This window comes from Selenomonas sp. FC4001 (genome assembly GCF_000701565.1).
Lineage (GTDB): Bacteria > Bacillota > Negativicutes > Selenomonadales > Selenomonadaceae > Selenomonas_A > Selenomonas_A ruminantium_B.
This window is the reverse complement of the sequence record NZ_KL370794.1, coordinates 146,138-172,073: the sequence shown is the minus strand read 5'-3', so window position 1 is coordinate 172,073 and position 25,936 is coordinate 146,138. Positions and strand designations below refer to the sequence as shown.

Genomic DNA, 25,936 nt, shown 5'->3' with positions numbered 1-25,936 from the left:
TGCCATAACTGCTGTTGACACGCTTGGTTTTGTATCCGTTGCGGGAATTCTCACTATCGGAGCGTTCAGACTTACTGTAGCCCAGATGCTCATCCATTTCCGTTTCCATCATTTGCTTGATGGTGCCGCCCAGCAAGTCTTTCAAGGCATCTTGGATATCAGTAGCGCTCTCGATGTTGTACTCTTGGAACAGTTGCTGGATGATGGCTCGCTTGCCATCGGTCATTTCTACTTTGTGAATCTCTTTTTTCTGTCTTGCCATGATAAAAGGCCTCCTATGATTTGATTATAGTTTATCATAGAAGACCTTATATTTTCGGGGAAAGTTAATTTACAGAGATTTTTTCATACTCTCGCGCAGGCAGTCACCTGCCCTGCCGTCACGCATCGACCTATCTTGTCTTACTTTTTGAAGAGATTTTTGATGTTATCCAGGAAGCTCTTCTGCTCCGGATTCACCTTATCCCCGCTGATTTCGCCGAACTCTTTAAGGAGTTCCTTCTGGCGCTGGTTGAGGTTCTGCGGCGTGAGCACCTTGATGACCACATGCTCGTCACCGCGTCCATTGCCGCGCAGGTGCGGAATACCGCGCTCACGCAAGCGCAGGATTTTGCCCGACTGCGTGCCGGCAGGTACCTTGACTTCCACCGTACCATCAATGGTCGGCACCTGAACCTTGTCGCCGAGTGCAGCCTGTACAAAGGAAATGGGCACTTCCACGATTACATCATAGCCCTCACGCTGGAAAATCTTATGCGGACGGATAAAGATGTAAACGTAAAGGTCACCATTGCCGCCGCCACGAACGCCAGCTTCACCGCCGCCGCTCACGCGCACGCGGGAACCATTGTCCACGCCTTTCGGGATGTTGACCTTGATTTTCCGCGTAACCTTCTTGCGGCCCGTGCCGTTACAGTTCGAGCAGGGATTCTTGACAATCTTGCCTGTACCATGGCAGCGTCCGCAGGTCGTTTGATTGACCATGCGGCCAAAGGGCGTATTGGCCACAGTCTGGCGAGTACCCGTACCATTACAATCCGGGCAGGTTTCCGGGCTGGTCCCCGGAGCTGCGCCCGTACCATGGCAGTGGTCGCACTGTTCCGTGCGCGGAACAGAAAGTTCCGCTTCCTTGCCAAAGGCTGCTTCTTCAAAGGAAATCTCCAAATCGTAGCGCAGGTCGCTGCCGCGTTCCGGACCGGGACGGCCGCTGGAACGGCGGCCGCCGCCACCGAAGAACATATCGAAGATATCCCCGAAGCCTTCGCCGCCGCCAAAACCACCAAAGCCGCCGCCACCGAAACCGCCAAAGCCACCGGCTCCGCCACCGCCCATGCCATTTGCGAAGGCATCATGGCCGAACTGGTCATAGGCTGCTTTCTTTTGCGGGTCCTTTAAGACATCATAGGCTTCATTGACCTCTTTGAACTTTTCTTCAGCAGTTTTGGGGTCGTCACGGTTCAGGTCGGGATGATATTTGCGGGCCATTTTTTTATAAGCCTTTTTGATTTCGGCTTCCGAGGCACCTTTACTAACGCCCAGCACCTCATAATAATCGCGTTTTTCGCTCACGTTGCACCATCCTTAAAAACGATTGGGAGCCATACGGCTCCCAACAATCCATCAAAGCAAATGATTATTTCTTATCGTCTTTGACTTCCGTATATTCGGCATCAACTACATCATCATCAGCCTTAGCCTGCTGCTGAGCACCAGCATTAGCACCTGCATCTGCGCCCGGTGCCCCCTGTGCGCCAGCGGCCTGAGCCTGCTGATATGCTGCGGCACTCATTTCATAGAGCGGCTTCTGCAGTTCTTCCGTAGCCTTCTTGATGGCATCCGTGTCGCCACCCTTGAGGGCTTCTTTGAGCTTATCAATGCCAGCCTGAACATTAGCAGCCTGCGTCTTATCTGCCTTGTCGCCGAGGTCTTTCAGGGTCTTTTCGGCCTGATATGCAAGGCTTTCGCCCTGGTTCTTAACCTCAACGGCTTCTTTCTGCTTCTTATCTTCAGCTGCATGCGCTTCAGCTTCCTTAACCATACGGTCAATGTCTTCCTTCGTCATGCCGCCATCGGACTGAATCGTAATCTTCTGTTCCTTGCCCGTGCCGAGGTCTTTTGCAGATACATGCACGATACCGTTGGCATCGATATCGAAGGAAACTTCAATCTTAGGAACACCACGCGGTGCAGGAGGAATATCGGAGAGTTCGAAGCGGCCCAGCGTCTTGTTGCCGGCAGCCATTTCGCGTTCGCCCTGCAGAACATGGATATCAACGGACGGCTGGTTATCCGCAGCCGTGGAGAATACCTGGCTCTTGTGGGTCGGAATCGTCGTGTTGCGCTCGATAATCTTCGTGCAGACACCGCCGAGGGTTTCGATACCGAGGGACAGCGGCGTAACGTCGAGGAGCAGTACGTCCTTAACTTCGCCGACCAGTACACCGCCCTGAATAGCAGCACCAACGGATACGCATTCATCCGGGTTAACGCCCTTAGACGGTTCTTTAGCGAGGAACTGACGAATAGCTTCCTGCACAGCCGGGATACGGGAAGAACCACCAACGAGGATAACCTTGCTGATGTCACTGCCGGAGAGGTCAGCGTCAGCCATAGCCTTACGGGTCGGTTCCATCGTGCGTTCTACGAGGTCACGGGTCAGTTCATCGAACTTCGCACGGGACAGCGTGAGGTCGAGATGTTTCGGGCCCGTAGCATCAGCCGTGATGAACGGCAGGTTGATGTTCGTCTGGGTCATGCTGGAAAGCTCAATCTTAGCTTTTTCGGCAGCTTCCTTGAGGCGCTGAGCAGCCATCTTGTCCTGAGACAGGTCGATGTTGTTTTCCTTCTTGAATTCTTCTACCATCCAGTCCATAACCTTCTGGTCGAAGTCATCACCGCCGAGGAACGTATCGCCGTTGGTTGCGAGAACTTCGAACGTACCGCTGGAGAGTTCGAGGATGGACACGTCGAACGTACCACCGCCGAGGTCGAATACGAGAACCGTTTCGTCTTCATCCTTGTCAAGGCCGTAAGCCAGAGCAGCAGCCGTCGGTTCGTTGATGATACGCAGAACTTCGAGGCCGGCAATCTTACCAGCATCTTTGGTAGCCTGACGCTGGCTGTCGTTGAAGTAAGCCGGAACCGTGATTACAGCCTGGCTTACGGTTTCGCCCAGATATGCCTCTGCATCAGCTTTGAGCTTCTGCAGAACCATAGCGGAGATTTCCTGCGGGGTGTAATCCTTGCCATCAATGCTGACCTTGTAGTCATTTTCGCCCATGTGGCGTTTGATGGAAGCAATCGTGCGGTCCGGGTTGGACACAGCCTGACGCTTAGCTAGCTGACCAACGAGGCGCTGGCCGTCCTTCGTGAAACCAACAACAGACGGGGTGATACGGCTGCCTTCCGGGTTCGTGATAACGGTCGGTTCGCCGCCTTCCATAACGGATACAACAGAGTTCGTCGTACCTAAGTCAATACCAATAACCTTTGACATGATTTATCCTCCTAAAAACTTTATAAACGAATTAATTAGCAACTACCTGCACCATGCTCGGACGGATTACACGGCCTTTGACCATGTAGCCCTTCTGCAGTTCCTGGGCGATGTCATCATCTTCCATATCTGCATTCTGCACGCGCATCACGGCCTGATGGAAGTTCGGGTCAAATTTCTGACCTTCCACTTCAATATGTTCGAGGCCGTTCTTCTTGAGGATTTCCGTGAACTGCGTGAAAATCATTTCCACGCCCTTCTGGAAAGCCTCGCCGTCTTTGGCTTCGGCGGCCATAGCGCGCTCGAAGTTATCCAAAAGCGGCAGCATATCTTTGAGCATTCCCTGGGTAACCACAGCGGAGAGTTCTTCCTTTTCCTTGCTCGTGCGGCGGCGGAAATTTTCAAAATCCGCCTGCAGGCGCAGGACACGGTCTTCCTTCTCCTTGAGCTCTGCCGTCAATTTTTCAATCTGGGCAGCAGCTTCGTCCTGAGGTTCCTGAGTTTCTTCATTTTCACTTTCTGCGCTTTCGCTGGCTGCTTCTTCCGCCTCATCGGCTTCATCAGCATCGACAGCATTGATTTCCTGCTGCATTTCCTCCAGCTTTTGCTCATCCTTCTTCTTTAATTCATCTTTCATGAATGATGGCAATTCCTTCACCTCTTTCCAAGGTATTTATATTTCGCTCCAATACTGGCAGCTACCAGTGAAAGCGTTTAATAACCTGTGTCAGATTACTGTTCATGTACTCCAAGAGGCTCATGGCCTTGGCGTACTCCATGCGGGTCGGCCCCAGCACTGCAATGGTTCCTAAGAGCTCACCATCCAAATGATAGGTCGCTGTGATGATGCTGCTGTCCTTGAAGTGGCTGTCCTCGTTCTCCTGACCGATGGTGACTTCCAAGCCATCACCGATATGAGCTCTGAGGATATCCTTCATGAGTTCTTCTTCTTCAAGGGTCATGAGCATATGCTTGACCTTTTCCACATCATGGTATTCGGGCTGTTCCAGCATCTTAGTCGTACCGCCTAAGTAGAGGCGTTCCTGCTTGCCGGTGTCAAGTGCCCGCTGGATAATGGACAAGGCCGATTCATAAAGGCCTTCGTCGCGGATTTCATCCCGAATTTCTGCCAGCGAGTGATGCTCGATTGTCTGCAGTGTATGGCCGGCCAGATTCTTGTTGATAACCGCCGCCATGCGCTGGAAGTCCTCGAACTCTGCTCCTTCCGGCATCTCCATAATCTTGTTTTCGATAAAGCCTGCATCCGTCATCAGCACCGTGATAACCCTGCGGCTGTCCAGCGGCAGGAACTGCAGGCAGCGGAACTGGGCCTGTGTCATCTGCGGCGCCAGTACCAACGAAACATTCTTGGTCACCGCCGATATCAGCTTGGCCGTTTCCTCAAAGACCTGGTCAATTCGCTGCACCCTGGTCTTATACCAGCGGTCAATCAGTGCTTTTTCTTCATCGCTTACAGGCTTGGGCGGAATCAGACCGTCCACATAAAAGCGATAGCCCTTGGAGGATGGCACCCGTCCCGATGAGGTGTGCAGATGCTGAAGATACCCCAGCATTTCCAAATCCGCCATCTCATTGCGGATGGTAGCCGGACTCACCCCCAAATCATGTTTGCGGGCCAGTGCACGGGAGCCTACCGGCTCTGCCGATTCGATGTAATCGTCAATAACGGCCTTTAACACCCGCTGCTTGCGCTCATCCAGCTCATACAGCTTACCGGTCATGTGCTCCCTCCTCCTGACTTCTGTTAGCACTCTGAAATGATGAGTGCTAAATTTAAGTCTATAAGAATGATACCGCGAATAAAACAAAAAGTCAAGTGATAAAAAGTCAAAAAATCAAAAATCCTTTTCCAATTCTGCCAGGGACGATTCCTTACCGATAATGAAGATGTTATCCCCCTCCGCAAAGCGGTAAGTCGGCGGCGGCGTAACCATGGTTTCATGGCCATGACGGATGGCCACCACGTTGACATTATAGCGTCCCCGCAAGTTGGCCTCCAGCAAAGTCTTTCCCAAAAGCCCTTTCGGTGTTTTGACATTGATAATCTTGAGACTGCCAGCCAAATCAATATAATCCACCGCATTGTCCGACACCAGATGCATCACGGTGCGGCGGGCCATATCCCGTTCAGAAAAGACTACCTTCGTCGCGCCGAGCCTGCGGGCCATGTCCGCATGACGGTCATCGATGGCTTTGACCAGAATTTCCGGCACATTGCGCTCCTTGCAGAGCATGGTCGCCATCAGGCTGGCTTCGAGATTCTTCGAGGCGATAATCACCGTGTCGAAATGGTCGATGCCCACCTGGTCCATCGCCCGGGCATCGCGCATATCAAAGCTCACCACCTGCGACAGGGATTCTGCCAGCGAGGATACCAGATTTTCATCCATATCCACGCCCAATACTTCATATCCCATTTCTTCCAGCGTCTGGGCTGCGCTGATGCCAAAGCGCCCAAGTCCCAAAACCGCAAATTGCCGTTTGCTTGCCATAATAACCCCTTCCTTATCCAATCATAATATCTTCTTCCGGATGTTTAATGGTGGATTGCTTCTGCCAGATAAAGGACAGCAGGAAGGTCATAATCCCCACCCTGCCCAACAGCATCGTCAAAGACAGCAGCCCCTTGCCCCAGTCATTCCAGCTAAGAGTTATGCCAATGCCCATGCCGACCGTGCCAAAAGCCGACACCGTTTCAAAAACCACATCTTCGAGGTCATGTACCTCACCATCGATAATGGAAAGTAATATTCCCATGGACACCACCCAAAGTGTACCAATGGTAAAGATGGCAAAGGCCTGATCCCGCAACTCCTTGCTGATGGCCCGGCCAAAGACGGTAAGTTCACTCTCCCCGCGGAAAACAGCCCACACCGACCGCATGATGACGAAAAAAGTCGTTCCCTTGATGCCGCCGCCAGTGGATAGCGGCGATGCACCGATAAACATCAGAATAATCATCACCAACTTGGTAATCTGTGTGCATTGCGCCAAATCAAAGGAGTTAAAGCCCGCCGTCCGGCAGGAAACCGACATAAACGCGGCGTGCGCTATTTGCTGCCCCAGTGGCATTTCCCCGATGGTATGACTATTCCCTGTTTCAATGCCCCAAATCAGGAGCGTACCGCCTATAATCAAAATCAACGTGCTGACCAGAACAATCTTCGTATGCAGGGAATACTTCCGCCAGCCGCCTGCATGCAGCACATCATACATCACGGTAAACCCTATCCCGCCCAAAATAATGGGCAGGCCAATCCCTGCCATGAGGAATATATCATCCGGCCGTTTACAAAGACTGTCATAATTGCCAAACAGATCAAAGCCCGCATTGCAAAAAGCCGACACCGCATGGAAAATTCCATACCCCACCGCATCAAAACCAATTTCAGGGTAAAGATGCCATGTGAGCAGCAACGCAAAAAAGCCCTCCACCACCAGCGTATAGATAATCATGCGCCGAATCAGGCCAAAGAGTCCAGCACGCCCGCTTTGATTTAAGGATTCCTGCAGGACAAGGCTCTGCTTCAGGCGGAAGCGATAGCCCATGGCATGCGCCGCCATGGTGGCCAAGGTCATAATCCCGAGGCCTCCCACCTGAATCAGCATGAGCATAACGCATTTGCCAAAGAAGCTCAAATCGTTCTTCACGTCCACTACTGTAAGCCCGGTAACGCAGGAAGCCGATGTGGATACGAAAAGCGCATCCATGAACGGCAGGCCCTTGTCGCTTGTGGTGCTGACCGGCAGCATAAGCAGCATCGTCCCTAAGCTGATCATCAGCACAAAACTCAGCAAAATGGTCTGGGTCGGCTTTAAGCGGAATTTCTGCTGGGCTTTTACATTTGTGACCTTATGCAGGAAATCTTCTTCCTCATCTTTTATCATCAATATCCTCACTCCCTTGTGAGCGAAAATCCATCATAACAGCTGACGGCAGGAAGCGCTGCCAGAACTTACACCAGCCGCTTCCTACCGTCATGACAATCTATTATTCCATTACTACAATCGCTTCGATTTCGCAAAGTGCCCCAGCCGGCAAGTCCTTCACTGCCACACAGCTGCGGGCCGGCTTGCTGATAAAATGCTTGGCATAGACTTCATTAAAAGCCTTGAAGTCTGCAATCTCTGCCAAAAAACAGGTGGTCTTTACCACTTTGCTCATATCGGTACCGGCTTCTTTGAGCACCGCTTCGATATTGCAGCAGCACTGTTCGGCCTGTTCTTCAATGGTCGTGGCCACAATCTTGCCTTCAGCAGGGTTGATGGCAATCTGCCCGGACAGATAGAGCGTATTGCCTGCCTTGATAGCCTGGCTATAGGGGCCTACGGCCGCCGGAGCCTTGTCGGTATGAATAACTTGCATGATGATTCCTCCCTAAAAAAATGGATACGGCACAAACGTACCGTATCCATTTTACCGCAATCTATATGTTGTTACAAGTTAACAGTCAGATTTTGATATTCGTGATAATGCGTCCGAGACGCGTACCGGACAGGAGGTTCCAGGTCCACTTGATGGCCACTGTGATGTTGGTATGGGTACCGGCCAGACGGATGAGGTGAATGAACATCCAGGCGCACCAGGCGATAAAGCCGGTCATTTCCGGATTCATGCTGGTCTTGGCCACGACAGCCTGACCACGGCCAATCGTTGCCATAGCCCCCAAATCCTTGTAGACGAAGGTCTGCAGATTTTCCTCACCGCGAATCAGGCGCAGGATGTTTTCATGTGCGACCTTGGCTTCCTGCGTGGCCACCGGCGCCACTGTCGGCAGCGGGCGCTCCGTGCCGTGACAGAAGTTAGCGCAGTCGCCAATGGCGAAAACATTCTTGCTGCCGTTGACGCGCAGGTTTTCATCCACGATTACGCGGCCTGCTCTATCCACTTCGCCACCGCAATCTGCGATAAAGGGAACCGCCTTGACACCAGCAGCCCAGATAAGAGTACCCGTAGGGATTTCTTCGCCGCTCTTGAGCTTGATGATGTGCCCGTCATAGCCGACTACCTGCGTATTGAGCAGGACTTCCACACCTTTGCCCCGCAGAACTTCCACCGTATGGTCACGAAGATTCTGCGGCATCATGGGCAGTACGTTAGGAGTTGCTTCGATAAGCTTAATGGAAACTTCGCTGAAGTCGAGATTGTGGAATTCCTTTTTCTGGATGCCCACCAGCTCCGAGATAGCACCGGCTTCTTCGATACCCGTGGGGCCGCCGCCGACGATGACGAAGCTCAGCATCTTTTTGCGTTCTTCCGGGTCCTTGCTCTTGTTGGCACGCTCGAACATATGGAGCACATGGTTGCGGATATGCAGCGCTTCCTGCAGGGACTTCATGCCGAAGGAGTGTTCCTCCACTTCCTTCATGCCGAAGAAGTTCGTAGTCGCACCAGCAGCCAGCACCAGATAATCATACTCGATTTCCCCGTGGTTGGTCAGAAGTACATTGCGGGACTGGTCAACGCCCTGGGCTTTCGCCATGAAGAATTCCACGTTGGGGTTCTTCCGGAAGAAAGTGCGGATAGGATAAGCGATTTCATCTGTAGACAATACCGCCGTGGATACCTGGTACAACAGCGGCTGAAACAGGTGATAGTTATGACGGTCTACCAAAGTGATCTCCACATCATCTTTCGCAAACAGTTTTGCCAGTTTGACGCCGCCAAAGCCTGCGCCTACTATAACGATACGCGGTTTCTTATCTGCCATTAAAAGCCCTCCCAGTCACTGCTCATTATAATTCGTGAAAAATTTAACTTTAACTTGTGAAAAAAAGCACTTTTCTCTCATGGATAACATAATAACACGTTCAGCGATAATTGCAAGAGGAAATTTACATTTTTCAGTCAATTTATTATTGTCTATTCTTAGCGACAGGAAATACGCCATTATTCTCTCCGACTTCCCCTTTTTTAGGCGTAAAAATGGAGACCGTCACATTTGTGCAACGGCCTCCAACGGGTAACGATTTATTTTTTGAAGAAGTGAATTTCCTTGTAAACCTGATGCTGAACATCGGATTCAAACAAGCGGTTCCAAGGGAAGTAAACATAGATTTCTTCCAGACTGGGGAACGGCGGCAGATTTTCCGTCGCGAAGCGTTTCATCATGGTCTGCGTGCGCAGGGACACAGCCTCGCGCTTGGCATCCAGACTGCCGTATACACCTTCGCCCCGCAGCCAGGTAAGCTGGCGGGCAATGGTATTGCGCACATTAGCCTGATACCCCCAGTCATCCAGATAACGGGTCAACAACAGGGCATCCACATCATCTTTCTTCATGTTGCGCACCAGCATGCCCTCACCAATGACAAAGCCGGAGCTGTTGGTGGGCGTGTTCCAGCCGGAATACGCACGAATCTTAAAGAGCAGCTTGCGTTTTTTCAGCTGTTCCATCAAAGCGTTGTCGGCGCCATTGGCATAGGCAATATCCGCAATGCCTACGGGATAGCCTTTGCCCACGTAATCGCTGACCAAATCCGCAAAGTACTTGGTGCCTTCCCGCTCCGAACCATCATTGCTGCGCGCATTGGCTTCGTAAGTCTTGCCATTGGGATTGGTATTGACCATCAGCACCAAATCCGCCCGCGCAGGGCTGGTAACCGGCATGCCGCCAGCCGCGATAATGGCATCCTGAATGGAAATGTTGATTTTTTCATCGGAATAGGCAGGCACGGTATTCGGCCCGCGTCCCCAGTTGTAGCGGGTATAGACAAAGGGCACGTCCCGGCGCAGGTTATTTACAGCTCTGGCCATCAGCAGCATGGCCATTTCGTCAATGCCTGCCATGGTCTGGAAGCGTGCCTTGCCCAAATCCTTGCCGGATTCCGACAGATGACGGCTCTCCATATGGGTCTGGCAATAAGGCGCATTATCATCCCGGCCCAGCACCAGATAGTCAAAGACATTGCCACGGGTGAGCTTGATAAGTTCCTCATTGACCGAATAATTCTTGCCCCTTCGTCCCAACCAGTCTGCCAAATCCTTTTTGGGAATAAGTTCCTGCAAAAAGGCCTTTTCCTTCGTCTCGCGGCGGCTCAGGCCCTCCACTTCTTCCTTGTCGCTGAGCACCGTGTAACGGAAGATATCACCGCCATAGCTGCGGTAGTACTTGGGTTCCTCATGGCCCGAAGCCTCACCGCTGCGAGGCGTGCGCATGATGGATCCAAAGACATAGAGCGGCAGTTTGGGATTTTCCTTACGGAACTGACGGAAGCGGGAAGCCCGTTCGAGCACTTCCCCCTTGTTGTAATTATGCTTGCGGGATCCCACCAGACTGCCATATACCAGCGAGTCCGAAGAAATCACCGCTGCCTTGGCATCCTTGGCATTGGCATGTATCCATGTCCAAAGAGCATCCGGATTGCCCAAATTCTCCCGGTTTCCCAGCAGATTATCCGGCGGCACGACCACCTCATACCCCAGTTTTTGCACGACCTCCGCGGTCTGTTTGTCCGAAATGGGCCGATTGTCATGGGGGATAAACAGAATCTTATCTGGCTTTACTTCCTTATGCCGGGCAAAACCGGCAGGCATAAACATCACCATAGCCAGTAGCAGGGCTAAAAAGGCAGTACCCCGCTTATACCAACTGGACAAAAAATCGCTCCCTTCACAGCAGGTTCAACTGCCGTCATTTATTCTTCTGTGGCAAAAGTGCCTTCAAATCATCTTTCACATCATCGGGTACATGGAGTTTGGTCTGGAACATGATGCCGCCCTCTTTCGGGGTGGCCTTCTCTATCTCAATCATGTCGAGCAGGCGGTGGCCATGGAACATGGTCTTGCCAAAGTCCGACTCTGCCAGTACCTTGCTGTAATCAATCCGCACGGAATTACTCTTAATCTCTACCGGCAAATCCTCGGAAATCTCCAATTTGCCTACCATACGCTGCGCCATGGCCAGCGATATCCGGGAAAACACCCAGGACATCAGTCCGTGATTGGGAATATTGCGTTCCCGCACCCGATAGACCATATAGGATTTGTCCCCATCATGGACAAATTCCTTCACTTCACCGGAAAGTTCCACCTTGCCAATTTTAGCCGTATCCACGGTAACATTCAACCGTCCGTTTGCCTTGGATTCAAGCACTACGGACTTGGCGGGACTATCTTCTTTGATATTCTTGGCAATAACTTCATTGAGCATTTTGTCCGACACAAAGAGATTACCCTGGCTGATTTCGGCCAGGGTTTCTCTATCCCATGTATCTTTAATGACCTTCAACGCCGGGCCATAGTCAGCAACTTTCTCCTGCACTTTGCCCCAGTCGATGTTCTGTAACTGCTCCTGCCAATTTGCTGGCAAATCAATCACTTGTTTTCCTCCTTAGTTTCGCCCTGCTCCTCGCGAACGCTCTGCCACAAATCGCGGGCTCTCTTATAGAGCTGAATATCGCGGTCACGCAGACTCTGGTCACCAATCAGGCGGGACAGATACTGGGTGGCTTTCTCAAGCTCATGCATGCGGTAATAAATAGCCCCCACCAAATAAACTGCCGTGTCATCGCTCATTCCGTTCTGAGGATAACGCTCCGTCATAATGGAATGGTCATAGAGGTCTGCAGCCTTCTGCATCATTTCAAATTCCTTGTCCTGTTCGCCGGAGTAACGGAAAATCCAGCCCAGCCCCAGGTACATACCGGCACGCTTTGCTAGTGGCTGGTCCGTCATTTCCGCATAGAAAATAGCCAACTTGTAAGCTGCTACTGCATCAGGAACACCGCGTTCTTCAACGAACTGCATCCCCAGCTTGCGGTTATCGAGGAATTCCTTGATTTTTTTCTTGTGAACCGCAGGCATGGGAGCCAGAAAAGTCTTTTCGTCCGCTGCATAGCCGCATTTTTCACAGAACCATATTTTATACAGATACGGGTTGAAATCTTTGTAATGAACACAAAAGTCCTCATCTGTGCGCTCCACAGTAATCTTGGCCTTTGTTTTCACGACTCGGGTAGATTCGCCACAAACCGGGCACTTCTTCTCAACGGTAAACGTAAATTCTCCCATCGCTGATTCCTCCCTTGGACCCATATTAGCATCCTATTCTTAGAGTTTGCTGAAAAATTCCCGCTAAAATGTCAATACTTGTTACCATTATATCATTTTCCCCGGCAAAAATAAATGAAAATTACCGTCCTCGCTCAATAACCGGCACCGCAATGCGCGTGATGAATTCCTGCGCATTCGCCGTGCTCATATCTTCAATCAGACTCTCCTCGTAGGCAAAGCCCGCAGGCTTCCAATCGTGCTTCTTCATATAATTTCTAAGACGCTCATAGGAAGCTGCTATATTCATATAATCCCCGGCAAAGTAAGTCACCAGATAAGTTCCACCCTTACGCAAGCGGCGGTAATTTTTCGACAGCTGACGCCATGGTTTATCCGTCAGCACATAATAGTAACTGACCATCTGCTCATGGCCTGGCCGCATGAAATCTTCCGGTGACACCATAGCACCGAAGGTATAGCCGGTCAATACTTCTCCTTCCATCACATCCCGCAGGTGGGTGGCGAACTGCCGTTCCACAGCTTCCCAATCTTCCCGCAGGCAAAGCTGGCGCAAATTCTCCGAAACCACGAGCCTGCTGTCGGCAAATTCCTGTTCCTCTACTTCATCCATTTTCACTTCCCGCGCCTTGGCCAAAATATGCCGCTGATTGGCCACAATCTGTTTCATGCGCCTGAGCTTGGCCATTTCCTGATTGAGCCACGCTTCCTGCTCGGAAAGAAGCTGCGCGAACTTTTCGGGGGTGCGCCCCTGCATATACTCCTTGATTTCCGAAAGGTCAAGGCCCATATCCCGAAACATCCGAATCATATAGAAGGGATAGAACTGACGGGAAGAATACGCCCGATAGCCATTGGACTCCACACTGTCCGGACTGAAGATGCCCTCACTGTCATAATAATGAAGGGTGCGCTTGTTTACTCCGGTCATCTGGGCGAACTCTCCCACGTGGAAGGTCATGTGACGTGCCATAAAAAATCCCCCTTGACATTACAGTTACTGTATCCTTTATGCTTAATATACAGTATAAAAATCAAGTCTTCAAGAAATTATGTTGAAAAGAAAGGATTTTATTTAATGGTTAAGAACACACATAATCCCCTATCCTATCATCACAGTATGTGGTCACTGCTGATGTTTGCGACCCCGTCCATCGGAATGATGATTGTGATTTCACTCTACACCGTAACCGATGGCATCTTTATCGGGCGCTACGTCGGCAGTGACGCACTGGCCGCATCCAACATCGTCTATCCGGCGTTCAATCTCGTATTGGGGCTGGCCATTATGCTCGCCTCCGGCGGTTCGGCACTGGTTGCCAAAACCTTGGGCGAGGACAATCGCGAGCTTGCCAATAGACGGTTCACCCTGATTACCATCAGCGGCGTGTTGCTGAGCACCTTCCTAGCCTTTATGCTCTGGCTCTTTATGGAGCCGCTGCTCGCCTTCTTAGGTGCCAGCCCTGCGCTCTATGACGAATGCGTAAACTACATCGTCACCCTGCTGCCCTTTTTCCCGGCAGCAGCCCTGATGCTGATTTTTAACGCCTTCTTTATCGCGGACGGCCGTCCCATTCAGGGCTTTCTGGTTTCGCTGGTATCGGGAATCTTAAACGCTGTCCTTGACTACCTCTTCATGGCAAAAATGGGACTGGGCATTGCCGGTGCAGCGTTAGGCACCGGCCTTGGCGAAACCGCCGCCGCCCTTATCGGCCTGCATTATTTTGCCTGCCGCAGCCGCCTCATTCACTTCATGGCTCCCGTTATGGAATGGCGGGCCTTGGGACAGGCCATGTACAATGGCTCCTCGGAACTCGTCACGGAACTTTCCATCGGCGTGACCACGTTTCTCTTTAACGTGATTACCTTTGCCTGGGCAGGCGAAGACGGCGTGGCCGCAATTTCCGTCATTCTCTATGCCGAAATGCTTTTAACCTCCGTGCTCGTTGGATTCAGCAACGGCATTGCCCCTATCTTCTCCTATCAGTTTGGGGCCAAAAATTACCGCGAACTGCTGCGACTGATGAAGTTGGCGCTTCTGGGCATTGCACTGTTCTCCCTTACGGCGTTCATCGGTTCCCGCGTGCTTGCCGAGCCGCTTATTCACCTGTTCCTGCCGGACGGCGGTTCTGCCTACAGCATTACGGTGAACGGCTTCCTGCTCTTTGGCTTCAGCTTCCTGCTTTCGGGCTTTAACCTCTTTACCTCCGGATTCTTCACCGCCATATCCGACGGCAAGACCTCGGCGATTGCCTCCTTTGCCCGGAATCTGGCAGGAATTGTCATTTTCCTGCTGCTCTTGCCAAACCTTATCGGTTTCAACGGCGTATGGCTGGCCGTTCCCGCAGCAGACCTAGCTGCTGTCCTGCTTTCTTTCTTCCTGCTCTACGAGCAGCGGCAGAGTTTTTTGGAACGCTACCAGGAGCGCCGCATACAGCGCAGCAAATACCGCCATATTCCCCAAACTGCCAACTTGAAATAATTTTTTCAAAAAAGTGTTGACAAGTTGGTAAAACATCCGTATAATTTATTTCTGTTGACAGACGTCACACAGGGGTATCGCCAAGTTGGTAAGGCACGGGTCTCTGAATCCCGCATGCGTTGGTTCGAGTCCAGCTACCCCTGCCAATTAAACAATCAAGAGTCGCAAGTGCGGCTCTTTTTTTACAAACAGGGGAGCTTGTGTCAGCAGGCTGAGAGGAAGTAATCCAACTTCGACCCTTTACCTGATGCGGGTAATGCCGCCGTAGGAAGTCATACTGAGAGATTCATTGCAGGAGATGCCCGGCGGCGTCTCCTGCTTTTGTCTTATCTGGAAAGGTGGAGTCAAAAATGATGAACAGCAAGACACAAAAAATTGTAATGGCCGGTGTACTGGCAGGCGTTGCCGTGGCTGGCAGCCTGTTTTCCATTCCGGTGTTGGGCAGTAAATGCGCCCCCATCCAGCACATGGTCAATATCCTCTGCGGCGTTCTACTCGGTCCCTGGTACGCTGTGGGTGCGGCCTTCACCGCCTCGCTGCTGCGAAACCTGTTAGGCCTCGGCAGCGTACTTGCCTTCCCCGGCAGCATGTTCGGCGCCCTACTCTGCGGGCTGGCTTACCGCCACACCCATAAAATCACCGCCGCCCTGCTCGGCGAAGTCTTCGGCACCGCCATCTTGGGCGGCCTTAGCGCTTACCCGCTGGCCATCCTGTTCTTAGGGCAAAGCGCAGGCAATGCAGCTTTCTACGTCTACATCATGCCCTTCTTCATCTCCACCGCCGCCGGCGCCTTGATTTCCGCCGTTATCCTTTACAATTTGCAGAAAGTAACCCATATAATCCCAACAAACGGACAGTAATATAATAGAAAAAACCACCCTCGACCAAAAGGGTGGTTTTCTTGGTCCTAAAATGCTACAAATTATTTATCTCTGGCTTAACGCCATCTACCATACACCATTCAATGTAATCATCCACGGATGCCATAAACGCATCTTCACTTTCCTTTGCTGATTTGCCTTGAAATGTTATCACAGTTCTGGTATTGATAACTTCACCAGCATAGATGTGACTTTCTTTATCATATTCCACTTTACCAATATAGCCCTTATAATTCATCTTCTCTCCTAAATTATCCAAACACATCTTTCAAATCCTGTTTATCTGTTCCATATGACCACCTATATGCATTAGCCCCACTCTCTAAGGGACCTTCTCCATACGGATATTCCTTTTCCCTTCTACATACGTTTATAACCTCTTGATTACCATGCGTATCATAAATATAGCGAAACTGATGCGCATGCCATATTTCATGCATGATTAATCCATCCAGAATATCAAATATCTGGGAAGATGATACTTCTTTCTCTCTGTTTACTATTTCTACTAGTTCTCTACGGAGTAATTCTAACGATATTACTATCATCACTTTTCCATAATCATCTATAGTAGTATAGCAGCTTACTATCTTATTCCCATCTTTTTCCAGGAATTCGGTATCACTATTTGGATTATCTAAATTGATACTGCTAGTCTCTTTAGCTACCTTTTCTTCTGATTCAAGGCATAAAATCGTATTATTAGGAATATCGCAATTAAGGAATATGTTTTGTATTACTTTCTTTAGATATGCTGCATCATAATTATTCTTGCTTGCTTTATAAGAATACACCCTTGAGGCAACAGCTCTATACAATTCAGCAAACATAGATTTTTCCAATCTATCCCAGACAAACATTTATCGCATTTCTACATTTATGCCTCGGCCTCGAAGATACGGATACCATTGATTATCAAGGAAACTCTGTTCCTCGGGAGAAGTGTTATTATCCGCCCTAATAACATCATTTACCAATCCTTTTAATAAATCAAATTTCTTGTCAGCAACATTATCTAAATAATTTGTGCATATCCAATCAAAATCATAGCCATCAATATTTTTTATACATTTATTTAATTCAGACCGAACGTACTCACTATGAAATGTTGAATCAGGTGCGCCAAGTTGTTCCGTAATAACAGCAATCTCACCATCATCTATGCCATCCACATTGCTTATATAAAGGCCCAAAGCAAAAGCTCCTATTTGAAGATTATAGTCATTTTCCAAGATTCGAGCCAATTTTTCTTCCGCATCACTCCCACGTTCTGTACGCCCATGAACATATCCTTGATTATATCCTTCCAAACGGCCTTCTCTCCTTGCTTCATTTTTTTCATTCTCATCGCTCCAGCCACCAACAACGTGAGCAACCGTACCAGAAGCAGCCCCCACTGCTAATAATGATGCTCCTCCAGTTACAGGTGCCAATGCAATACCAATTAAAGCGCCACCCACAAAGCGAAAAAGCCCCATAACAATTCTCCTCTCTTTAAGCATCCTACCTCATAATGATTCTACATCTACTCCTAATCTAGCCAGCCTCTCACGAGCCTTCTCTTCCTTCTTGGCTAATTCGCCCTCGATTGTTTTACGAATAAACTGCCTACGTATTTCTTGTATTTTCTTTCTATCATTCAAGAATAGCCATAAAGTCACCATCAATCCTCCAACATCAAGATACTTTATATTCTTTGTCAAGCCTACAACGCCAATATTCAATACTGATGATAAAGTATTCGAATACAAAATAATTTTTCTTGTCCTTACTTCATAAAGTCTTTTATCCTCATTCGGATTAAAGAACAAACGATGACACATTTCAATAATTTTGTTTATCAATATAGCCAACATAGCGCCACGTGTTACACTATAAAAATCAATTTGATTCCCCACAAGGAAACGAGATATTTCTGGTGAAATTGTATTAATTATAGGTACAGGCAATCCCTGCTTAGTAAACACATCTGTCCCACAATGAATTATTTGCTTTATAAATGAAGCACCAACAACTTCAGGTTTATCCGCCAATAGATTTCCTGACCACTCCAAAATATGATAAATATCCGTCTTACCATCTATTTCGCCATTTCTAACATGATATGACGGAAACAGCTGTGACCAATCATTTACGGAAAGAGTATTCGTTGCAATATTTGCCGTTCCAAACAGCAAACCAGCCAAAGGGTCATGTCCAAGTGCTTTAACACGATGATTAGCTCCTGAAAGTCCCGTAGATTCTCCATCATATATCTTTATAAAGCGGTCAGACCTTTTCACCATATCATAAGGTACTTGATGGTCCATAATCAACTGTTCCACAGAGGCCGGAAAATAGTCTTTCATACCTTCTACGAACTTTTCACCTTGTTTTGCATTATCGACTCGGCCAACAGCATTGTTTACCATTGCCCACCGAAGTGTCTGTAAACATGCCGCAACCATTAGAAAACCAAGGTCAACAGCCGTCAAAGAAGTCTTTTCTTGAAATATTTTCTCAAGCTCATCACAATGCTCCACGTATTTTTGTGTTTTGTATTGAATTTCTGCATCAGACAGACGTAGCTCTGCCGCATAATCTGGCTTTTCCACTTCAGGTGCATCAAATCCTTGCAACCAGTCACTCCTATATTTTCCTTTTTTATGAAAACGGTCGAGATTCATAACTTGCCCTCCCTTCCGTCAAGTTCTCCCTATATCCTCTTACAAGCTAAATCCTCCGCATAACTTTGTGTTGTTATATTCGTTGTTGATTATGCAATTCCTGCCTAGCATCACAAATTTCTGTAACGCTCCATCAACGACCTACTGCACATGCTAAGATAGATACAGGTCCCCCTATATTCTTATGTTGTCAAAGGCCTTCGATTTGTTGCTGAAAATTCTTCCATTTCATGGTATAATCCAATTAGAAACCCAAAGGAGCGCGTTTACCATGACCTACCCCAAAGACCTGATCAAACAGGCTATTGAAAACGATATCGCCAACAAGAAATACAATCCCATGAACGATGTCCTGTTCAAGTTCATCTTTGGCAAGGATGAGCGGAAGCAGGTCACCATCGACTTTCTCAACGCTGTCCTTGACCGGCATGAGGCCAAGGCCATAAAGGACATTCAATTCCAAAACAGCGAAATTGTCCCCCTCTATGATGACGACAAACTCACTCGTTTGGACATTTTCTGCGTCACCGAGAACGGCACGCAGATTGATGTGGAAGTCCAGATTGTAGACAAGAAAAACATGGAACGCCGCACCCTTTACTATTGGTCGCAGATGTACCTGATGAACCTGGCCAAGGGCGGAAAGTATCAGAATCTGAAACCGTCCATCACCATCAACATCCTGCGCTACACGATTTTCCCTGGTGAGCCGGCACACTCCATGTACAGCATTTACAACCAGGAAACCGGCCGCCGCTTGAACGAAGACATGGAACTGCATTTCCTCGAAGTCCCCAAGTTCCAGAAAAAGCCCATCAGCGAAATGACCAGTGTGGAGCGCTGGCTGGCTTACTTCTCCAACAAACTGGATGCCAAAGAAATGGAGGAACTGGCTATGAATGAAGCTGCTATTCAGACTGCGTTGGACGCAGCCGCTATATTTATGCAGAACCGGCAGGAACGCCTCGACTACCTGAATCGCGAAATGGCCATCATGGACTATGAATCCGATAAAGATGCCTGGATTGAAGAAGGCAAAGCGGAAGGCCGTGCAGAAGGCATGGAAGAAGGCCGGGCTAAAGGAATTGCGGAAGGAGAAAAAAATGCTGACCGCCGCACAGCTATGCGTATGCTGGCAAAGAACAAATCTATTGATGAAATTCTGGAATTGGTTGATTTAACCCGGGATGAAGTCGAACAGCTCTGTCAAAATGAGAACTAACTCTAAGCGAAAAATAATAAGCCATCTTCAAGGCGCCTTGAAGATGGCTTATTATTTTTTCGCTATAGTCCTTTATTCAAAAACCTGTTTCTGCTTCTTGCGTTTACGATAGCGCAGGTACATCACAACGATAATCAAGGCGCAGACACCGACGAAAATCAGGCTGGCCTGATGGCCGACCTTAAGCATAATCTCCCAGCTCTTACCAAGCATCATGCCAGCAAAGAGAATCAGTGCCGTCCACGGGAGCGAGCCCAGGAAAGTCAGCGTCAGGAACTTTTTCATATCCACATGGGCAAAGCCCGCGGGCAGGGAAATGAAGGTTCTGACTACCGGCAGCATACGGCTGAAGAATACCGCCTTGAGGCCGTATTTATCAAACCAGTTCTGCGCAATATCCACATGGGATTTTTTGACAAAGAAATAATGTCCGTACTTGTCCACGAAGGTACGGCCGCCGTAGTGCCCCACAGCATAAGCAAAGATGGAACCGGCCATACCGCCCACCATACCAGCAATCAGTGCCCCGGTGAAGGTCATCTGGTCGGCAAAAATCAAATATCCGGCAAAGCCCAAAATGAGTTCACTCGGAATGGGAATGCAGGCATTTTCGGCTGCCATAAGAATAGCCACCGCCACATATCCCCAAGAAGCGATGAACTCCAGAAAAATCGTTGAAAACTGTTCCATTACAATCTCCTTTCTCGTATCTTGCGCTATTATAACATTAGAAGGAAGCAATAAGCAATAAAAATTTGTGCCATTTACAGCGCGAATAAAAGATGCTAGGATAACAAGTACATATTTATAGAAAGAACGTGCATAGTTTGAAAGATTTCCTCTTTACCCTTTTGGTTGCTGCCTGCGGCGGCTTTGTGCTGTCCCTGATAAATGCGCCCCTGCCCTGGACTTTGGGGCCTATTCTGGCAGTCTCCCTCACCTCACTAATCCTGAAGCGCCGCCTTGGCTGGCCGCTTCTCATCCGCAATATCGCGCTGATACCTCTAGGCTACTCCATGGGACGGCCCTTCACCGTGGAAACAGGGCAGGCTATCCTGAACCAGCTGCCCTTTATGCTGCTGGCCACCTGCGTCACCATCAGCGCGGGAATTTTTTCGGCTTGGCTGATGTTCCGCCATACGAAAATCAATTTTACCAGCTGTCTTTTGGGCTGCGTGCCCGGCGGGTTATCCCAGATGGTTATTCTAGCAGCGGAAATGAAGGAAGCAGACCTCACCGCCGTCACCATCATGCAGACCATGCGGATGTTGTCCGTGGTGTTCGTGATTCCCTTTCTGGCCATTCATGTGCTGCCTGCGGCAAATTCCGCTGCGCATGCCGTTACGACGGAACCGACGGGAAGTATACCGGCCTTTGCATTGGTGGCTATAGCCGGTGCTCTGATTGGCAAACGCATCAAACTGCCCACGGCCACGCTTTTAGGGCCGCTGCTATTCACGGCGATTTTTATTGTAGCATCCGGTGATAATGCACCAGTTATTCCCCTGCATTATCTCAACATGGCGCAGATTTGTGTGGGCAGTTATATCGGCAGCAGCATTGACCTGCGAAAAATCAAGGAATACCACGGCATGGGGCCGGTTCTCATAGGCAGCGTAATGCTGGTGCTGGCCGTATCCATGAGCATGGGACTGCTGCTCTCCATGCTCACTCCGTCAGATATTGCCACCACCTTCCTCTCCACCGCTCCCGGAGGACTTGCCGAAATGGGCATTACCGCTCTGGTGGTCGGTGCCGACAGTTCCACCATGACCGCCTATCAGCTCACCCGCCTCCTCTTCATCATGCTCTGCTATCCCGCCATCGTGCGGCTGATTCTCTCCCATCACCGAAAATTGTCGCATCAAAAAGACCAGTTATCCTGAACTTCAGGACAACTGGTCTTTTTTCAAAACATATCTTTTTTCCATAGCGCAATCGCTCCTGCGGTACTGATGCTCAAGGCAATCAAGGACGCATACAGGAAGCCTTCCGCCTTGTCCTCAAAGGGAACCGGCACGTTCATGCCAAAGAACCCTGAGACCATAGTCGGAATGGCCAAGATAATGGTCACTGCCGCCAGGAATTTCATCACACGGTTCTGGTTGTTGGCGATAACCGAAGCAAAGGTATCTGCCATGCGGGCCAAAATCTTGCTGTACATATCCACCATCTCTTTGGCCTGCTTGTTTTCGATGATGACGTCTTCCAGCAAATCCTCATCTTCCTCGTAGGCCTTGAGGATAGGCGTCAAGGCAGGACTTTTCCGCATGCGCAGAAGTTTATCCAGCACTGCACCATTCGAACGGATGGCGGCATTGAAATAGGTCAGGCCCTTCTGCAATTCCAACAGACGCATGATTTCGCTGTTCTTCATATCATGGCGCAGCTGATTCTCGATGTCGTCCGAGAGCTTGCTTATCTGGCGCAGATAGCGCAGATAGAACGTAGCGGATTTGTAGAGAATCTGGAACAAAAAGCGGGTCTTCTTGTAGGTACGGAAGAGTTTGGCCGTGCGTTCGTTGAACTCCGACATCACCGGCGTTTCTTCCAAGCAAACGGTGATGATGTAATCCTCGCTGACAATAATAGCCAAAGGCAAAGCATCATAGCTGTCCCCGCCCCGGTACACCGCCACATTGGTCAGGACCATGACGGAATCGTCTTCGATATCCGTATGGGAGCGTTCCTCATCATCCAGTGCGGAGCGCAGGAAGTCCGGGTCAACCTCTGTAAGGTTACTGACGACTTTCAGCTCATAAGGTGTAGGGTCAACAATGTTAATCCAAGCTCCCTTTTCCAGCGTCTTTAAGGTCAGCTCCTGCAGTGGACCGCTCTCCATGGATTTGTAAATCTTTAACATGGATATCTCCTCTCTATATGGAGAGCACCATGCCGCTTATCTTAAGCCGTAAGGATAATGGCACGCGCTCTCCCTTTTGTAAAAGTGCATCGTTTTGGGTTTGCCGTATCAGGGTGATCGTCCATTATCCTCACCAGCCTTTCTGTCGAAAAATTTACCACGTTTGATTATACATCTATTTGTCAATTTTTGCCACAAAAATTTGACAGGTCAAAGTTGACCTGTCAAATCTGCTGTCAGCATTATAATTTGAACTTATTAATGGCTGCCTGCATATCCGAAGCAAGATGCGCCAAAGACTGAGAAGCTGCCGCGATTTCCTCGTTGGAAGCCGACTGTTCTTCCGTGGCCGCCGAAATGGAGGAAGTGTGGTCAGCAGTCTTGCGGCTGACACTGTCGATGGAATCCACCGCTTCTACGATATTGCCGGCACCGGAAGATACCGAGTTAACCGAAGAAGTGATTTCATCAATCTGCGTCTTGATGCCGTTAACCTGTCCCATGATATCCTGGAACTGCTCGCCCACATCTTTGATGGCCTTGGCCCCGAGCTGAACTTCCGTCTTGCCCTCTTCCATGGCCGCCACGGCATGGGCCGTATCCTGCTGGATAGTCTGAATACGTGCCTTAATCTGTTCGGCCGATTCCTGCGATTCAGCGGCAAGTTTACGCACTTCGTCCGCTACTACCGCAAAGCCCCGGCCATGTTCACCGGCCCGGGCAGCTTCGATAGCCGCGTTGAGGGCCAGCAGATTGGTCTGGTCGGCAATGGAGGAAATGGCCTCTACAATCTGGCCGATTTGCTGCGAGCTTTCGCCCAGCGTACGCACCACATCTGCAGAATTCATCACGCTGGTTTCGATATGGGCCATCTTCGTGGTCGCATCCTTCATGAGGAGTTCGCCCTGCTTGGCCGCATCAGAAGTATTAATCGAAGCCTCCGAAACCTTCTTGGTCTTTTCCGTCATCGCCGTGATGTCGTTGAAGACGAGGTCCACATTTTTCTTGGCACCGTCAATATCCACCAACTGCTTCTCCATACCTGCCGATACTTCCCCAATGGTTTCTGCCACATGCACGGCGGCATCTGCCGACTGCTGGGCATTGGCGGTAAGTTCTTCGGAAGCGGCTGCCACCTGTTCAGAGGTTGCCGCCATCTTCCCGATAAGGTCATGGAGATTTTGCTGCATCTTATTGAAGGCATTGGTCATGGAGCCGATTTCATCACTCGTGGTAATCGGCAGTTTATCCACCCGCAGATTGCCCTCGGCGAGCTGTGCAGCCTGACCTTCCAGCGCCACGATGGGTTTGGTGATACGGGTAGCAAAGGTGAGGCAGATACCTGCTACAAGCAAGAAACCAATTACAATCAGTACGCCATAAATCATCCGCATACGATGAATCGGTGCAAAGACAAAATCCGTCGGCACAGCCATAGCAATAAGCCAGCCTGTGGTGGGCACCGTAGTATAAGCGCAAAGCTGACTTACGCCATCGGCATCATCATAGGTGAAATAGCCGCTGCCGCTCTGGAACATGGAATCGAGCTTTTCACCTACCCCCTTGATGTCCTTGGCTTCGGACATCGGCTGTTCCTTGCCGGAGGTAGCCAGCAGTTTGCCGGTCTTTTCAATAATATAGCCGATACCCTGGTCATGGTATTTAATGCGCTGCACCTGGTCTTTGAGCACCGTCAACGTAATATCGCCGCAGATAGCACCGCGGAACTGTTTATTCTCGCCATAGAATGGTGCCACTGCCGACACCACGAGGTCACCGGTGCTCTTGCTGGTATAAACCTCCGTGTAAACGGTCTTGCCGGCATCCCGTGCCTGCGAATACCAAGGGCGCTTGCGCGGGTCAGTCTTGCCCGTTTCATCCGGGCTGTAATACGGCAGGAACATGCCATCCTCGTCACCACGGGTCATTTCCTGAATATCCTTATCCGAAGCTGCCACACTCAAAAAGTATTGCATGTCCTCGTTGTCAAATTCGAGCCCGCTCTTTTCCATATCCGTCATCAAATTCGCCTGCGCGGTAACGGACCGGGCCTTATCCTTGAGCCAGCCATCCACGCTTTCCCGCTCGGTACTGACGTTCGCCGTAATCTCACCGTTCACCGCATCCGACAGGTTATCATAAGCGGTAAAGTAACCCGTAGCCGAAACCACAATCAGGATTACGCCTACAATACCTGCCAGCAGGATGAACTTCTGCTTAATTCCCATGTTTTCACTCCTTTAAAAATTTCCGCACATCTGCCATGAGGAAACAACCATTTGAGTCAATTATTTCTACACACGACCAAAAATCTCCTGCTAAATCTTATCGTGTCAAAAATATATTTTTCTTGTCTTCTTACATTAAAAATGATATACTTATAAAACATTAAACCTCATTCGGGGGTGTAATGGTCTCGACGGGGTATTGAAGCCACGAGGTTCGCAGGCCAATGGTTATGAAGCCTAACTCTTAACCGCTAAATGTAATTGACGAATTCGATTACGCATACGCTGCCTAAGCCTTGTGCTTAGTAGCCCCCTCGGTATCACTAGCTGCGGGCAGGGCTGAGGGTTTCAAATAAGCGCAGCAGTTTTCCGTGTTTTCGCAAAACACGGTGGTGGAGAACTCTGATTCCCAGAGTAACGCGCCTATGATGCTGGCATCCTCCAGCTATTGCGATAATGCCTTGTGATGTGGATGTATTTCGGACAGGAGTTCGATTCTCCTCACCTCCACCAAGATGGAGATACAGGCGCTGACATGTCAAATTGACATGTCAGCGCCTTTTTGATTTGCATTTTTAACCAAAATATAATCAAAATCTTACACTATTCCAAGAATCCGCCTGTAAGATAGTAGCCATGGAACAGAAAGACATGGATGACCGTATCTATCTTGAAAGGAGATTCCCTCTATGAATAAGAAATTTATGTTAGCCGCCGCTTTAGCCGTAACGACATTCTCCGCCGGCCTCGCAGGTAGTGTTGCCAACGCCAGCCAGGCACCGGCTCCCAAGGCTCCTATCGCCGCAGAACAGCAGCATAGCAAAAAAGATGTGAAGCCCCACAAAGCTGAACCGCAGAAAAAGGACTTCAAAAAACATGATAAGAAAACGGCTAACGAAAAGCCGGTAAAACCGCAGCAGGATAAAAAGCAGCTGCCGCCGCAGGCTCGCTAAGAAAGCGGGGATGTGACTATGAAATCCATGGTCATATCCCCGTTTTCTTTTACACGCTAAACACACGCGTGCGTTTATTGAATTGATTTTAACGCACGCGTGTGTTAGAAT

25 protein-coding genes, 1 tRNA gene, 1 other RNA gene and 1 riboswitch are annotated in these 25,936 nt (G+C 49.6%); of the genes, 7 read left to right on the top strand and 20 right to left on the bottom strand.

Annotation, left to right across the window (positions count from 1 at the left end; translation table 11 throughout):
- The 13 genes from T320_RS13735 to T320_RS13675 all read right to left on the bottom strand — a co-directional run.
- Positions 1 to 262, bottom strand: a 262-nt coding sequence (locus T320_RS13735; protein ID WP_037357029.1) for a transposase, incomplete at its 3' end; no start/stop codon positions are given.
- A gap of 140 nt (positions 263 to 402) precedes the next feature.
- Entirely contained in the window at positions 403 to 1,569 is a 1,167-nt protein-coding gene (dnaJ, locus tag T320_RS13730; protein ID WP_026760167.1) for a molecular chaperone DnaJ, read from the bottom strand.
- Between the two features lie 64 nt (positions 1,570 to 1,633).
- Positions 1,634 to 3,496, bottom strand: coding sequence for a molecular chaperone DnaK (gene dnaK, locus T320_RS13725; protein ID WP_037357026.1), 1,863 nt, complete (start codon positions 3,494 to 3,496; stop codon positions 1,634 to 1,636).
- 31 nt (positions 3,497 to 3,527) lie between these two features.
- Positions 3,528 to 4,133, bottom strand: coding sequence for a nucleotide exchange factor GrpE (gene grpE / locus T320_RS13720; protein ID WP_177166173.1), 606 nt, complete (start codon positions 4,131 to 4,133; stop codon positions 3,528 to 3,530).
- Positions 4,134 to 4,194: 61 nt separating this feature from the next.
- Positions 4,195 to 5,238, bottom strand: coding sequence for a heat-inducible transcriptional repressor HrcA (gene hrcA / locus T320_RS13715; protein WP_037357023.1), 1,044 nt, complete (start codon positions 5,236 to 5,238; stop codon positions 4,195 to 4,197).
- A 114-nt stretch (positions 5,239 to 5,352) separates the two neighbouring features.
- Positions 5,353 to 6,009 (bottom strand): potassium channel family protein, encoded by a 657-nt coding sequence (locus tag T320_RS13710; protein ID WP_037357076.1) that lies wholly within the window; start codon positions 6,007 to 6,009, stop codon positions 5,353 to 5,355.
- 13 nt (positions 6,010 to 6,022) lie between these two features.
- Positions 6,023 to 7,405 carry a TrkH family potassium uptake protein gene (locus tag T320_RS13705; protein ID WP_037357020.1) on the bottom strand — a complete coding sequence of 461 codons (1,383 nt, stop codon included), beginning with the start codon at positions 7,403 to 7,405 and terminating at the stop codon, positions 6,023 to 6,025.
- A gap of 103 nt (positions 7,406 to 7,508) precedes the next feature.
- A complete protein-coding gene (locus tag T320_RS13700) occupies positions 7,509 to 7,883 on the bottom strand; it encodes a RidA family protein (protein ID WP_037357017.1) in 375 nt (124 codons plus the stop codon).
- 85 nt (positions 7,884 to 7,968) lie between these two features.
- Positions 7,969 to 9,228 carry an NAD(P)/FAD-dependent oxidoreductase gene (locus T320_RS13695; protein ID WP_037357015.1) on the bottom strand — a complete coding sequence of 420 codons (1,260 nt, stop codon included), beginning with the start codon at positions 9,226 to 9,228 and terminating at the stop codon, positions 7,969 to 7,971.
- Between the two features lie 260 nt (positions 9,229 to 9,488).
- Entirely contained in the window at positions 9,489 to 11,066 is a 1,578-nt protein-coding gene (locus T320_RS13690; protein ID WP_051608854.1) for a DUF4127 family protein, read from the bottom strand.
- 85 nt (positions 11,067 to 11,151) lie between these two features.
- Positions 11,152 to 11,838 carry a hypothetical protein gene (locus tag T320_RS13685; protein WP_026760158.1) on the bottom strand — a complete coding sequence of 229 codons (687 nt, stop codon included), beginning with the start codon at positions 11,836 to 11,838 and terminating at the stop codon, positions 11,152 to 11,154.
- A complete protein-coding gene (locus tag T320_RS13680; RefSeq protein ID WP_037357008.1) occupies positions 11,835 to 12,530 on the bottom strand; it encodes a DUF2225 domain-containing protein in 696 nt (231 codons plus the stop codon). Before T320_RS13680 ends, T320_RS13685 begins: the two co-directional genes overlap by 4 nt.
- Positions 12,531 to 12,651: 121 nt before the next feature.
- Positions 12,652 to 13,503 (bottom strand): MerR family transcriptional regulator, encoded by an 852-nt coding sequence (locus T320_RS13675; protein ID WP_037357005.1) that lies wholly within the window; start codon positions 13,501 to 13,503, stop codon positions 12,652 to 12,654.
- Positions 13,504 to 13,608: 105 nt separating this feature from the next.
- On the opposite strand from T320_RS13675, the gene T320_RS13670 reads away from it, so the two are divergent.
- The 3 genes from T320_RS13670 (at position 13,609) to thiW (ending at position 15,872) form a co-directional block, all read left to right on the top strand.
- The gene (locus T320_RS13670; RefSeq protein WP_051608847.1) at positions 13,609 to 15,012 is read left to right on the top strand and encodes an MATE family efflux transporter; all 1,404 of its coding nucleotides are present in this window, start codon (positions 13,609 to 13,611) and stop codon (positions 15,010 to 15,012) included.
- Between the two features lie 70 nt (positions 15,013 to 15,082).
- Positions 15,083 to 15,158: transfer RNA gene (locus T320_RS13665), tRNA-Gln, on the top strand.
- 34 nt (positions 15,159 to 15,192) lie between these two features.
- A riboswitch (TPP riboswitch) is annotated at positions 15,193 to 15,300 on the top strand.
- Between the two features lie 50 nt (positions 15,301 to 15,350).
- Positions 15,351 to 15,872 (top strand): energy coupling factor transporter S component ThiW, encoded by a 522-nt coding sequence (thiW, locus tag T320_RS13660; RefSeq protein ID WP_369793454.1) that lies wholly within the window; start codon positions 15,351 to 15,353, stop codon positions 15,870 to 15,872.
- Between the two features lie 55 nt (positions 15,873 to 15,927).
- Here thiW and T320_RS13655 read toward each other — a convergent pair whose 3' ends face one another.
- From T320_RS13655 to T320_RS13640, 4 genes are read right to left on the bottom strand one after another with little or no spacing between them, the layout of a single operon-like run.
- Positions 15,928 to 16,152 (bottom strand): type II toxin-antitoxin system HicB family antitoxin, encoded by a 225-nt coding sequence (locus tag T320_RS13655; protein WP_197019446.1) that lies wholly within the window; start codon positions 16,150 to 16,152, stop codon positions 15,928 to 15,930.
- Positions 16,145 to 16,753 carry a hypothetical protein gene (locus tag T320_RS13650; protein WP_037356999.1) on the bottom strand — a complete coding sequence of 203 codons (609 nt, stop codon included), beginning with the start codon at positions 16,751 to 16,753 and terminating at the stop codon, positions 16,145 to 16,147. Before T320_RS13650 ends, T320_RS13655 begins: the two co-directional genes overlap by 8 nt.
- Positions 16,754 to 17,371 (bottom strand): TerB family tellurite resistance protein, encoded by a 618-nt coding sequence (locus tag T320_RS13645; RefSeq protein WP_037356996.1) that lies wholly within the window; start codon positions 17,369 to 17,371, stop codon positions 16,754 to 16,756.
- Between the two features lie 30 nt (positions 17,372 to 17,401).
- Positions 17,402 to 18,559, bottom strand: a complete 1,158-nt coding sequence (locus T320_RS13640) for a hypothetical protein (protein ID WP_037356993.1) — start codon at positions 18,557 to 18,559, stop codon at positions 17,402 to 17,404.
- Positions 18,560 to 18,830: 271 nt separating this feature from the next.
- On the opposite strand from T320_RS13640, the gene T320_RS13635 reads away from it, so the two are divergent.
- A complete protein-coding gene (locus T320_RS13635; protein WP_072024024.1) occupies positions 18,831 to 19,781 on the top strand; it encodes an Rpn family recombination-promoting nuclease/putative transposase in 951 nt (316 codons plus the stop codon).
- Between the two features lie 72 nt (positions 19,782 to 19,853).
- Here T320_RS13635 and T320_RS13630 read toward each other — a convergent pair whose 3' ends face one another.
- A complete protein-coding gene (locus T320_RS13630; RefSeq protein ID WP_037356990.1) occupies positions 19,854 to 20,471 on the bottom strand; it encodes a DedA family protein in 618 nt (205 codons plus the stop codon).
- Between the two features lie 128 nt (positions 20,472 to 20,599).
- Here T320_RS13630 and T320_RS13625 point away from each other — a divergent pair, with 128 nt between their 5' ends.
- Complete coding sequence (locus T320_RS13625) at positions 20,600 to 21,667, top strand: AbrB family transcriptional regulator (protein ID WP_231465909.1); 1,068 nt, start codon at positions 20,600 to 20,602, stop codon at positions 21,665 to 21,667.
- Positions 21,668 to 21,690: 23 nt separating this feature from the next.
- On the opposite strand, the gene T320_RS13620 is transcribed toward T320_RS13625, so the two are convergent.
- Entirely contained in the window at positions 21,691 to 22,644 is a 954-nt protein-coding gene (locus T320_RS13620) for a magnesium transporter CorA family protein (protein ID WP_026760149.1), read from the bottom strand.
- Between the two features lie 242 nt (positions 22,645 to 22,886).
- Positions 22,887 to 24,872 (bottom strand): methyl-accepting chemotaxis protein, encoded by a 1,986-nt coding sequence (locus T320_RS13615; protein ID WP_037356984.1) that lies wholly within the window; start codon positions 24,870 to 24,872, stop codon positions 22,887 to 22,889.
- Between the two features lie 173 nt (positions 24,873 to 25,045).
- Here T320_RS13615 and ssrA point away from each other — a divergent pair.
- Positions 25,046 to 25,385: a transfer-messenger RNA gene (gene ssrA / locus T320_RS14315) on the top strand.
- A 176-nt stretch (positions 25,386 to 25,561) separates the two neighbouring features.
- A complete protein-coding gene (locus T320_RS13610) occupies positions 25,562 to 25,825 on the top strand; it encodes a hypothetical protein (RefSeq protein WP_037356980.1) in 264 nt (87 codons plus the stop codon).
- Positions 25,826 to 25,936: the final 111 nt, after the last annotated feature.

Excerpts from the sequence above, each read along its gene's own strand:
- dnaK (WP_037357026.1), bottom strand. The coding sequence starts at position 3,496 with ATGTCAAAGGTTATTGGTATTGACTTAGGTACGACGAACTCTGTTGTA.
- grpE (WP_177166173.1), bottom strand. The coding sequence starts at position 4,133 with ATGAAAGATGAATTAAAGAAGAAGGATGAGCAAAAGCTGGAGGAAATG.
- hrcA (WP_037357023.1), bottom strand. The coding sequence starts at position 5,238 with ATGACCGGTAAGCTGTATGAGCTGGATGAGCGCAAGCAGCGGGTGTTA.
- T320_RS13710 (WP_037357076.1), bottom strand. The coding sequence starts at position 6,009 with ATGGCAAGCAAACGGCAATTTGCGGTTTTGGGACTTGGGCGCTTTGGC.
- T320_RS13705 (WP_037357020.1), bottom strand. The coding sequence starts at position 7,405 with ATGATAAAAGATGAGGAAGAAGATTTCCTGCATAAGGTCACAAATGTA.
- T320_RS13700 (WP_037357017.1), bottom strand. The coding sequence starts at position 7,883 with ATGCAAGTTATTCATACCGACAAGGCTCCGGCGGCCGTAGGCCCCTAT.
- T320_RS13695 (WP_037357015.1), bottom strand. The coding sequence starts at position 9,228 with ATGGCAGATAAGAAACCGCGTATCGTTATAGTAGGCGCAGGCTTTGGC.
- T320_RS13690 (WP_051608854.1), bottom strand. The coding sequence starts at position 11,066 with ATGGTGATGTTTATGCCTGCCGGTTTTGCCCGGCATAAGGAAGTAAAG.
- T320_RS13680 (WP_037357008.1), bottom strand. The coding sequence starts at position 12,530 with ATGGGAGAATTTACGTTTACCGTTGAGAAGAAGTGCCCGGTTTGTGGC.
- T320_RS13675 (WP_037357005.1), bottom strand. The coding sequence starts at position 13,503 with ATGGCACGTCACATGACCTTCCACGTGGGAGAGTTCGCCCAGATGACC.
- T320_RS13670 (WP_051608847.1), top strand. The coding sequence starts at position 13,609 with ATGGTTAAGAACACACATAATCCCCTATCCTATCATCACAGTATGTGG.
- T320_RS13650 (WP_037356999.1), bottom strand. The coding sequence starts at position 16,753 with ATGTTTGTCTGGGATAGATTGGAAAAATCTATGTTTGCTGAATTGTAT.
- T320_RS13645 (WP_037356996.1), bottom strand. The coding sequence starts at position 17,371 with ATGGGGCTTTTTCGCTTTGTGGGTGGCGCTTTAATTGGTATTGCATTG.
- T320_RS13640 (WP_037356993.1), bottom strand. The coding sequence starts at position 18,559 with ATGAATCTCGACCGTTTTCATAAAAAAGGAAAATATAGGAGTGACTGG.
- T320_RS13635 (WP_072024024.1), top strand. The coding sequence starts at position 18,831 with ATGACCTACCCCAAAGACCTGATCAAACAGGCTATTGAAAACGATATC.
- T320_RS13630 (WP_037356990.1), bottom strand. The coding sequence starts at position 20,471 with ATGGAACAGTTTTCAACGATTTTTCTGGAGTTCATCGCTTCTTGGGGA.
- T320_RS13620 (WP_026760149.1), bottom strand. The coding sequence starts at position 22,644 with ATGTTAAAGATTTACAAATCCATGGAGAGCGGTCCACTGCAGGAGCTG.
- T320_RS13615 (WP_037356984.1), bottom strand. The coding sequence starts at position 24,872 with ATGGGAATTAAGCAGAAGTTCATCCTGCTGGCAGGTATTGTAGGCGTA.
- T320_RS13610 (WP_037356980.1), top strand. The coding sequence starts at position 25,562 with ATGAATAAGAAATTTATGTTAGCCGCCGCTTTAGCCGTAACGACATTC.